The 10100-nt window shown below is 73.7% G+C and carries 8 protein-coding genes; 1 reads left to right on the top strand and 7 read right to left on the bottom strand.

Annotated features, from left to right (window positions below; all coding sequences use genetic code 11):
• Positions 1–52: 52 nt before the first annotated feature.
• Positions 53–250: a hypothetical protein gene (locus ABL57_RS19695; RefSeq protein ID WP_062736223.1), complete on the bottom strand. Its 198-nt coding sequence runs from the start codon at positions 248–250 to the stop codon at positions 53–55.
• An 88-nt stretch (positions 251–338) separates the two neighbouring features.
• Entirely contained in the window at positions 339–740 is a 402-nt protein-coding gene (locus ABL57_RS22795; protein WP_203225692.1) for a cell division protein CrgA, read from the bottom strand.
• Positions 741–883: 143 nt separating this feature from the next.
• On the opposite strand from ABL57_RS22795, the gene ABL57_RS19685 reads away from it, so the two are divergent.
• Complete coding sequence (locus tag ABL57_RS19685; protein ID WP_047805179.1) at positions 884–1522, top strand: aminodeoxychorismate/anthranilate synthase component II; 639 nt, start codon at positions 884–886, stop codon at positions 1520–1522.
• 18 nt (positions 1523–1540) lie between these two features.
• Here the strand turns inward: ABL57_RS19685 and pknB are convergent, their stop codons facing one another.
• The 5 genes from pknB to ABL57_RS19660 are packed head-to-tail and all read right to left on the bottom strand — an operon-like array spanning position 1541 to position 10099.
• Positions 1541–3637 carry a Stk1 family PASTA domain-containing Ser/Thr kinase gene (gene pknB / locus ABL57_RS19680; RefSeq protein ID WP_047805178.1) on the bottom strand — a complete coding sequence of 699 codons (2097 nt, stop codon included), beginning with the start codon at positions 3635–3637 and terminating at the stop codon, positions 1541–1543.
• A gap of 3 nt (positions 3638–3640) precedes the next feature.
• Positions 3641–5413, bottom strand: coding sequence for a protein kinase (locus tag ABL57_RS19675; RefSeq protein ID WP_047805177.1), 1773 nt, complete (start codon positions 5411–5413; stop codon positions 3641–3643).
• Positions 5410–6855, bottom strand: a complete 1446-nt coding sequence (locus ABL57_RS19670) for a penicillin-binding protein 2 (RefSeq protein WP_047805176.1) — start codon at positions 6853–6855, stop codon at positions 5410–5412. The genes ABL57_RS19675 and ABL57_RS19670 overlap by 4 nt, the downstream gene beginning before the upstream one ends.
• On the bottom strand, positions 6852–8594 hold the full coding sequence (locus tag ABL57_RS19665) for an FtsW/RodA/SpoVE family cell cycle protein (protein WP_047805175.1): 1743 nt from the start codon (positions 8592–8594) through the stop codon (positions 6852–6854). The genes ABL57_RS19670 and ABL57_RS19665 overlap by 4 nt, the downstream gene beginning before the upstream one ends.
• The gene (locus ABL57_RS19660) at positions 8591–10099 is read right to left on the bottom strand and encodes a PP2C family serine/threonine-protein phosphatase (protein WP_047805174.1); all 1509 of its coding nucleotides are present in this window, start codon (positions 10097–10099) and stop codon (positions 8591–8593) included. Before ABL57_RS19660 ends, ABL57_RS19665 begins: the two co-directional genes overlap by 4 nt.
• Position 10100 lies beyond the last annotated feature (1 nt).

Below are 10100 nucleotides of genomic sequence, written 5' to 3'. Positions count from 1 at the left end.
CCCGCACCCCCGGGGGTGCGGGCCGCCGGCCGTCGGTCGTCGCCGGTGCGCGTCAGGTGAGCCGCTGCACCACGAACCAGACGGCCGGGACGGTGATCAGCAGCAGCAGCGCCCACCGGCGCAGCCGCACCTCGAACGTGGCGGGATTGATCCGCCCGCCGCGCCGGGGCCGGGACGCGGCGATCTCGTCCTCGAGCGGTCGCGGCGGCCGGTCGCGCGGCTCCTCCGGGTCGGTGCTGGAATGGGACACGTTTCCTCCGTGGTCGTCGGGATCCGCCCCCATTCTCTCAGTAGGCGCGGCGGACCGCGCACCGCCCGTCAGGCGGTCCGGGCCGCCGTCAGCGCCACTTCGTGGTCATGATCAGGCCGGCCATCATCAGGCCCAGGCCCACGGCGATGTTCCACGTCCCGATCCCCGGCACGGGGTAGGCGCCCTGGAAGAGGTAGTAGACGATCAGCCACAGCAGCCCGACGACGAGCAGCCCCAGCATGACGGCCTTGTACCAGGTGGGGGTGGGGGCGTGGCTCTCCGGGGAGCCGTGCCGGGAGCTCTCGGTCAGCTCCTGCGCCACCGCGGCGGCGGTCGCGTCCGGGTCGTAGGCGGTGGACCCTCCGGGCAGTCCCTCAGCCGCCAGCCGTGCGAGCTCCTCGTCGACCTGCGGGCCGGCGGCCGGTGCCGTCCGGCCGGACCCTCCCGGCCGGCGGGCGGGCTTCTTGCGGCGGTTCTTCGACTCGGGCACTGATCCTCCTGGTCACCAAGCGGGCCGCGTTCACGGCGGGGGGTCCAGTGGCCCAGTCTAGCCGTCCGGTGCGCACCCCACCGCGGGCGCGTAAGCTGGACGGGCGCACGTGCCGATCCGGCACCCCACTCCCAGGAGATCCCGTGACCGTCAAGATCCTCGTCGTGGACAACTACGACAGCTTCGTCTACACCCTGGTCGGCTACCTCGAGCAGCTCGGCGCCCGCACCACGGTGATCCGCAACGACGACCTGGACGAGGCCGCCGCGTGCGCCCTCGCGGGTGAGCACCACGGCGTCCTGCTCTCCCCGGGCCCCGGCGCACCCGCCGACGCCGGGGTGTGCACCCCCCTGATCCGCAATGCCGAGCGGACCGGGCAGCCGCTGCTGGGCGTCTGCCTCGGCCACCAGGCGCTCGCGGAGGCCTACGGCGGGACCGTCACCCACGCGGAGGAGCTCATGCACGGGAAGACGTCCCGCGTGGAGCACAACGGGTCGAGCGTCTTCGGCGGAGTGCCCAGCCCGTTCACCGCAACGCGCTACCACTCCCTCGCCGTGGTCGACCAGTCGGTCCCCGAGGTCCTGGAGGTCACGGCGCGCACCCCCAACGGGGTCATCATGGGCCTGCGGCACCGGAGCGCGCCGCTGCACGGACTGCAGTTCCACCCCGAGTCGGTCCTCACCGAGGGCGGCTACCAGATGCTCGGCAACTGGCTCGAGCTCGTGGGGCTCAAGGGCGCGGCGCGGGCGGCGGGCTCGCTGTCGCCGCTGATCTCCGTCTGAGCGCGGCCCGGGCCCGGGTCATCCGTCGTCGCGGGCGCGCTCGTCCGCGCGTCCGGCCTGCCCACGGGCGCGCTCGTCCGCGCGTCCGGCCTGCCCACGGGCGCGCTCGTCCGCCCGCTCCTCGGCGTCGGACCGGTCCTCCTCGGTGCTGTCCGCCCCGGGCTCCTCAGCCGGTTCTTCGGCCGGTTCTTCCGTGCTCTCCTCGGCGGGCTCCTCCGTGCTCTCCTCGGTGGGCTCCTCCGTGCTCTCCTCGGTGGGCTCCTCCGTCTGCTCGGGGGACGGCGTCGGGGTGGGCGGGACGGTCGGCTCGGGAGTCGGCTCAGGGGTCGGCTCGGGGGCGGGGGCGGGGGTGACGGCCACGGTGAGCGTCACGGTGGCGCCCTGCGGAGCGGACTGGCCCGCGTCCACGCTCTGGTCCACCACCTGTCCGGCCGGCACCCCGGACCGGGCGGTGGTGACGATCTCGGCGGAGAGCCGGACCTCGTCCGCGCCGAGGGCGGCGACGGCCGCCTGGCGGCTCAGGCCCACGAGCTGCGGCACGGTCACCCGTCCCGTGGACACGACGAGCTCCACCTCGGAGCCGCTCGGGACGGTGGTCCCGCCGTCGGGATCGGTGGCGACCACCGCTCCCTCGGGCACCCAGGAGCTGTTCGCCGTGCGGGTGGACCCGACCTCGAGCCCCGCCGACTCCAGGGCCTCCCGGGCCTGCTCCTCGGAGCGGCCGGCGAGGTCGTCCGGCACCTCCACCTCGGCAGGTCCCCGGGAGACCTCGAGGACGACCGTGGTGCCCTCCTCGACCCGGGTGTCGGCCGCGGGGTCGGTGCCCACCACGTCGCCCTCGGGCACCTCGTCGTCGTAGACCTGCTCGCGCTCGGGCACCAGGTCGGCACTGCGCAGCGCCGTCTCCGCCACCGAGGCGTCCATGCCGGCGACGTAGGGCACCGCCACGAGTGCGGGCCCACCGCGCTGCCCCTGGACCCACTGGAGGGCCACGACGCCGAGGACGGCGAGCAGCGCGAGGACGAGCAGGGCGAGCAGGGCCGTGCGCAGCGGACGCCGCCGCCGCACCGGGGCCGAGCCGTGGCCGGCATCGCCGACCGCCGCCGCGCTGCCCGCCGCGATGCCCGCAGCGGCGGCCGGGGCGACCGCGGGGGGCGCCAGCGCGGGGACGGGGGCCGGCACGGGCGGCAGCGTCTTCGTGTCCTCGTCCCGCCCCGGCACCGCCCGCAGGGACTGTGTGGCCTCGAGGTCCTCCGGCACGGCCGGGCGCAGCTCCCGCAGGGCCCGGCGCATCTGCCCGGCGTCCTGGAAACGGGCCTCGCGGTCCTTGTCCAGGGCCCTGGCCATGAACTCGTCCACCCGATGCCCGATCCGTGGGTCGAGCTCGGACGGGGCGGGCGGACGGTCCCGCACGTGCTGGGCGGCGATGTCCACGGAGGACTCGCCCACGAACGGCGCGCGCCCGGTGAGCATCTCGAAGAGCACGCACGCGGCGGAGTAGAGGTCCGAGCGGGCGTCCACCGACTCACCCCGCGCCTGCTCCGGGGACAGGTACTGCGCCGTCCCCAGGACGGCCTGGGCCTGCGTGAGCGCCGGGGAGGTGTCCTCCACCGCCCGGGCGATCCCGAAGTCCATGACCTTCACCTGGCGCTCCGGGGTGACGATCACGTTCGCCGGCTTGATGTCCCGGTGGACGATCCCGGCCCGGTGGCTGTACTCGAGGGCGTCCAGGATCCCCAGGGTGATGTCCACGGCGTCCCGCGGCGTGACCGCGTCCTCGTGGATCAGCTCCCGCAGGGTCCGGCCGGGCACGTACTCCATCACGATGAACGGCCGGTCCACGCCCTCGTCGGTCCGGGCCAGGATCTCGCCGGTGTCGTACACGGAGACGATCGAGTGGTGGTTGAGAGCCGCCACGGACTGCGCCTCCCGCTTGAAGCGCTCGTGGAAGGTCGCGTCCCGGGCCAGCTCGGGCCGGAGCACCTTGATCGCCACCCGCCGGCCGAGCCGCAGGTCCCGTCCCACGTGGACCGTGGCCATCCCGCCGCGCCCGATCGTCTCGCCCACCTCGTAGCGGTCGTTGATCAGAGGGGGAACCACGTTGCGGGCCGGCACGGCTCAGCCCTCCTGGCCGGGTCCGGTGGGCGTCGCGGTGGGAGGCGCGGAGGGCGTCGGGGACGGCTCGGCGGTCGGAGCGCTCTCCGGGGCCACGGCCACCCACATCTCGATGGTGTCGCCGGGGCGGACGGTCGAGCCGCCCAGGGGCTGGGTGCGCAGCACCGTGCCCGGCGCGGCGTCCTCGGTGGGCTCGTCGTACCGGATGATGTTCACCCCGAGCAGCCGGATCTCGTCGATCAGCGGATCCGCCTGCTGTCCGACCATCCCGGAGGGCAGCTCCACGGTGTCGGGTCCGGTGGAGAAGGACACCGTGACCGTGGCCCCCCGCTGCACCTGGCCGACGGGGCTCACGGACAGGACCGTGTTCTCCTCCTGGTCCGAGGTCTGGCCCTGCCGCTCGACCCGGAAGCCGAGGTCGGAGAGCTCCTGCACCACGTCGTCGACCGGGCGGCCCTCGTACCGGGCCGCGAGGACCTCCACGGTCTCCGCAGCGTCCGCGGGCGGGGCGGTCGTCTCCTCCGGCACGACCGTGGTGGAGACCGTGCCCGTGGGGGTCGGCTCCGGCGCCACGGGTTCGGGCTGCCGGAGGAGGAAGAACCACAGCAGCCCGGCGAGCAGGGCCAGCGTCAGCAGCACGCCCAGCAGCCAGGCCCACGCGGAGCCCCGTTCGCGGCGGGGCCCCGCCGGCGGAACCGGGTCCGCCGCAGAAGCACCGCCGCCCGGCGCGCGGGAAGGCTCGACGACGTCCAGCTCGGCCGTGATGGGCCGCGCCGGGCCGGCCGCGGCGGCGACCCCGGCGCCGGCCGCCGCAGCCCCGGCCGCCCGGGCGGTGCTGTCCCGCTCCAGCAGCCGGGTCGGCGCGTCGGCGACGGGCTCGAAGGCCTGGGTGGCCTCGTCGTCGGGCAGGTCGAGGAAGGCCCGCATCCCGGGCACGGCGGAGACCGCCGCGGCCTCGTCCCCGCGCCGCAGCGCGTCCACGGCGGTGGCGAGGGCCCCCGCCGTGGCCGGGCGGTCCTTGGGGTCCTTGGCGAGCATCGACATCACGAGGGCCTGCACCGGGTCCGGCACGTCCTCGGGCAGTGCGGGCGGCGGGTCGTTGACCTGGGCGAGGGCGATCGCGATCTGCGACTCCCCGGTGAAGGGCCGGCGTCCGGCCAGGCACTCGTAGCCGATGATGCCCAGGGAGTAGATGTCCGAGGAGCCCGTGGCGGTCTGGCCCGTGGCCTGTTCCGGGGCGAGGTACTGGGCGGTGCCCATCACCTGGCCGGTGGCCGTGAGGGGCACCTGGTCCGCGAGGCGGGCGATCCCGAAGTCCGTGACCTTCACCCGGTTGTCCGGGGTGATGATCAGGTTGCCGGGCTTCACGTCGCGGTGCACCAGGCCCTGCGCGTGCGCGGCCGCGAGCGCCCGTGCCGTCTGCCCGATGTAGTTGAGCACCGTGTCGGCATCCAGGGTCTTCCGCCGCTCGATGATGTTGGACAGCGGCTCGCCCGGGACGAGCTCCATGACGAGGAAGGCCGAGCCCTCCTCCTCGCCGTAGTCGAAGACGTTCGCGACACCGGGGTGGTTCAGCAGGGCGGTGTGCCGCGCCTCCGCGCGGAAGCGCTGCAGGAAGTTCGGGTCCCCGTTGTACTCCTCCTTGAGGATCTTCACGGCGACGATGCGGCCCAGGACCCGGTCCTTGGCCTTCCACACCTCTCCCATGCCGCCGATCGCGATCCGATCGGTCAGTGCGTAGCGCCCGCCCAGGACGGTGCTCGACGAAGGTCTCACTTGTTCAACACCGCCTCGAAGAGTTGCTTGGCGCTCGTGGTGGTCAGGCTGGACCCGGTCGCCACGTCCACGTCCTCGAAAACCACGGCGAGGGCGATCTGGGGGTCGTCGGCCGGGGCGAAGCCGGTGAACCAGGAGTCGTTGAGGCCCTCCTCCGAGCCGATCTCTGCGGTGCCCGTCTTGCCGGCCACCTCGACGCCGGGCACGGCCGCACCTCGGGCGATCCCGTCCTCGACGACCTCCACCATCAGGTCGGTGACGGTGTTGGCGACCTCCGCGCTCGTGGAGCGGCGCAGCTGCTCGGGGGTGAACTCGTCGATCACGGACAGATCGGCCGAGCGCACGGTCTCCACGAGCTGGGGCTTCATCATCAGGCCGTCGTTGGCGATGGCGGCGCTCATCATGGCCACCTGCAGGGGCGTGGTGCGCACGTCGTACTGGCCGATGGAGGACAGCGCGAGCTGGGACTCGTTGAGCTCCTCGGGGAAGATCGACGGCGTCACCTTCAGGGGTACGGAGAGGGACTCGCCGTAGCCGAAGTTCTGGGCGGTCCGGCGGATCGCGTCCTCCCCGAGGTCCAGAGCGATCGAGGCGAAGGGGGTGTTGCAGGACTGCTCGAGCGCGAACTCCAGGTCCGCCTCGGTGCGGGCGGTGCACCCTCCGCCCACGTAGTTGGGCAGGGTCACGTCGGTGCCGGGCAGGGGCAGCTCCTGCGGGTTGGGGATCGAGGACTCCGTGGTGTACTCGCCCGACTCCAGGGCCGCCACGGTGTCGATGATCTTGAACGTCGAGGCCGGGGCGTACAGGTCCCCGGAGATCGCGCGGTTGACGAGCGGCTCGGCCGGGTCCGCGTTGAGCCGCTCGGCGGCGGCGATCACGGAGCCGGAGTCGTGGGAGGCGAGCTCGTTGGGGTCGTAGCCGGGGCTGGAGACCATGGCGAGGATCGCGCCGGTCTCCGGGTCGAGGGCGACGATCGAGCCCTTGCGTCCCTCCAGCAGCTCCGCGGCGGTCCGCTGCAGCTCCGGGTCGATGGTCAGCTCGACCGACGCGCCGGTGGGCTGGTTGCCGGAGAACATCGAGACCACACGGTCGTAGAACTGTTCGTCGGACGCGCCGGAGAGCTCGTCGCCCAGGGCCGCCTCGAGCCCGGTGGCTCCGTAGACCAGCGAGAAGTAGCCCGTCAGGTGTCCGTACAACAGCGGGTCGGTGTAGACGCGCTGGTACTCGAAGTCGTCGTCCGAGGGCGTGGAGGAGGCCTTCGCGTCGCCGTCCACGAGGATCGCCCCTCGGTCCGCGCCGAACTGGTCGTAGAGGCTGCGGTTGTTCCACGGGTGGGCCTCGAGGGTCCGCGCCGCGAAGAACTGCACGTAGGTCAGCGCCAGGAGCAGCACGGTGAAGATCGCCACGCCGGCCACCCAGGTGTGTCGGATCGCCCGGTTCACGATGCTCCTCCGTTCTCGGTGCGCCCAGGACTGCCCGGGGTGCGGCGGTCCTGGTCGGTGAGGCGGGACATGGCCTCGGTGGGGGTGCCGTCGTCGTCCGGCCCGTCCTCGGAGACCGGGCGCCCGCCCGGACCGGCGGCCGCGATCGGCTCGGTCGCCCCGGTGTCCCCGGGCACCGCGTGCTGGCGGGCCGTGTCCGGACGCGCGGCCGGCCGTTCGACGGTGCGGCCGTCGGTGCGCTCGTCGGTGCGCTCCTCCGCGTCCCGGCCCGCTCCGCGCCGGCGCTCCCGGCGCTCGGCGCGCTCCTGCTCGTCCCGCCGCGCGGCCTCCCGCAGGGCGGCCTCGTAGGCGGCGACCTCGGCGAGATCGGCCTCGGTGGCGGGCCCGGTGACCACGGGCCGGCGGGCCGTGTGCGAGATCGCCAGGATGATCGCCGCGATGATCCAGTTGGACAGCAGCGAGGAGCCCCCGGCGGACATGAACGGGGTCGTGAGGCCGGTCAGGGGAATGAGCCGGGTGACGCCGCCCACGACCACGAACAGCTGCAGCACGATGACCGCGGACAGCCCCGCCGCGAGCAGCTTGCCGAAGGCGTCCCGGGTGCCCAGGGCGGCGCGGAACCCGCGGCTGACGAAGAGGAAGAAGAGCATCAGGATCGCGCCGAGCCCGATCAGGCCCAGCTCCTCGCCGAACGCGGTGATGATCATGTCCGAGTTGGCGTAGGAGACGAGGTCCGGCCGGCCCTGGCTCAGGCCCTGCCCGAACAGCCCGCCCGAGGAGAGCCCGAACAGGCCCTGGACGATCTGGGCGGACCCGCCGGGGGCCCGGTTGAAGACTTCCGGGTCGAAGGCGTTGAGCCAGGAGTCCAGGCGCGCCGCCACGTGGCCGAAGACCCGGCTCGCGAGGAAGCCGCCGACGGCCACGAGCAGCAGGCCGATCACGATCCAGCTCAACCGGCTCGTGGCGAGGTAGATCATGGCCAGGAACAGCCCGAAGTACAGGATCGCGGAGCCGAGGTCGCGCTGGAACACCAGCACGCCGATGGCCACCAGCCAGGCGGCGAACATGGGGGCCATGTCCCGGAACCGCGGCAGCCGCACGGGACCGAGCTTCTTGCCGGCCAGGAGGATGAGGTCGCGGTTGGTCGAGAGGTAGCCGGCGAAGAAGACGGCCAGGGTGATCTTAGCGACCTCGCCCGGCTGGAAGGTGCGCCCGCCCACGGAGATCCAGATCCGGGCGCCGTTGAGCTCCACACCGAGCCCCGGCAGCAGGGGCAGGAGCAGGAGCAGGCCGCTGAGCACCAGGGAGATGTAGGTGATCCGGCGAAGCACCCGGTGGTCCTTGAGGAACCAGAGCACCAGGCCGGCGGCGGTCATCGCCAGCCCCGTCCACAGCACCTGGGACTGCGCGGCGGACTGGTCGGTGGTGAGGTCGATGCGGTGGATCATGGCGATGCCGAGGCCGTTGAGGGCCACCACGATGGGCAGCACGTAGGGGTCCGCGTACGTGGCCCGCAGACGGACCACCAGGTGCAGGAGCAGCGCGCCGACGCCCAGCACCAGGCCGGAGACCAGGATGTGCGGGTCCCCGGTGCCGAGCTGGTCCGGGTCCACGAGGATGTTGGCGCCCACGCCGATGGCCACGGCCACGACCAGCAGCAACAGCTCGGTGAGCCGCCGCGGCTTCTGCCGGGCCTCGGCGGGCTCCTCGGGGGAGCGGGTTCCGGCGGTGGAGCTCATCGGTCACCTCCGGGGCTCGCGGCGGGCGACGCCGTGGGGGACGCGTCCTGGGCCGTGGTGGGCGAGGAGGTGGCCCGGCGGACGGTGCCGGTGGGGCGCGGCTCCGCCCCGGGGCCGGCGCCCGGGGCGGACTCGCGCAGCTCCTGCACGATCCGCAAGGCCTCCTCCAGGCTCCCCGCCGGGATGGCGTTGCGGACCCGCTCCTGGGTGTAGCCGGGCAGGTCCTCGACCCGCAGGTCGGTGGTCCGCTCCAGGTCGCTGAGGCTCACGGGGCCCAGCGACTGGGAGACCCCGCTGTAGATGGCCACGCTGCCCTGCTGCTCGCCCACGTAGTACTGGGAGTTGATCCAGTTCGTCGTCAGCCACCCGCCGGCCACCAGCAGCAGCCCGACCGTGGCCAGGGCGAGCACGGTGAACGCGCGCCGGTTCCGGCGCCGGCGCGGGGACGGGGCCGTGGCCTCCGCCCGGTGCAGCGCCGACTCGACCTCCTGGGGATCGGCCAGGGTGTCCGGCGCGGAGGTCTGCAGCAGGGTCGCGCGGCGCTGCAGGATGCTGTCGCTCACCGTGGGGATGCGCCCGGTCTGGGTGGCGTTGGCGGCGGCGCCCACCAGCAGGTGCGGACGGGCCGCGAGGTCGCGGCGCAGCACCGCGGCGGAGGACTCCGCGGACTCCGGGCCGGCGGCCGCATCCCCGGTCAGCTCGTCCGAGGTCCGGGCGAAGCCGGGGTCCGGGACCGCGCCGCGCGCCTCGCCGGTCTGCGGCGCGACCGGGGCGTCGTCGTCGGTCGCGAACACCTGCACCACCACCACGGTGACGTTGTCCGGTGCCCCGCGGTCCAGGGTCAGCTCCACGAGGGTGTCCACGATCTGGTTGAGGTCGTCCCCGGAGCGCAGCACGGACTCGATGGTCTCGGGCCGGACCACGGCGTTGAGCCCGTCCGAGCACAGCAGCCACCGTTCGCCGATCTCGGGGCGGACGGTCTCCACCTCGATCTCGGGGGAGGCGTCCACGTCCCCGAGCACGCGCATCAGGACGTTCTTGTGGGGGTGGGACTCCGCCTCGTCCGGGCGCAGCCGTCCCTCGTCGATGAGCCGCTGCACGAACGTGTGGTCCCGGGTGATTTGGTGGAACTCGTCCCCGCGCAGCCGGTAGGCCCGCGAGTCGCCGATGTGGGCGACGACGATCTCGTCCTCGTCGGCCAGCAGCGCCGTGACGGTGGTCCCCATCCCGCCGAGGCGGGGGTTGCCCAGGACCAGCCGGGCCAGGTTCTGGTTGGCGTTCTGGATCTCGTCCGCGAGCACGGTGGCGCCGTCGCCGTGGTGCCCCGGCCGGTCGAGGGAGGTGAGGTCCATGACCGCGGACGCGGAGGCGACGTCCCCGCCCACGTGCCCGCCCATGCCGTCGGCGACCACCGCGAGGTGCCGGCCCGCGTAGGCGGAGTCGTCGTTCTTCGAACGGACCCTGCCCACGTCGGAGCGCGCGGCGTAGCGGAAGGCGATCGCCATG

Source organism: Kocuria sp. SM24M-10 (assembly GCF_001027955.1).
GTDB lineage: Bacteria > Actinomycetota > Actinomycetes > Actinomycetales > Micrococcaceae > Kocuria > Kocuria oceani.
Note: the sequence above shows the minus strand (reverse complement) of the source record. Positions and strands in the feature narration are given on the sequence as shown.

Coding starts and splice junctions, on each gene's coding strand:
- ABL57_RS19665 (WP_047805175.1), bottom strand. CDS start 8,594: ATGAGCTCCACCGCCGGAACCCGCTCCCCCGAGGAGCCCGCCGAGGCC.
- ABL57_RS19660 (WP_047805174.1), bottom strand. CDS start 10,099: ATGGCGATCGCCTTCCGCTACGCCGCGCGCTCCGACGTGGGCAGGGTC.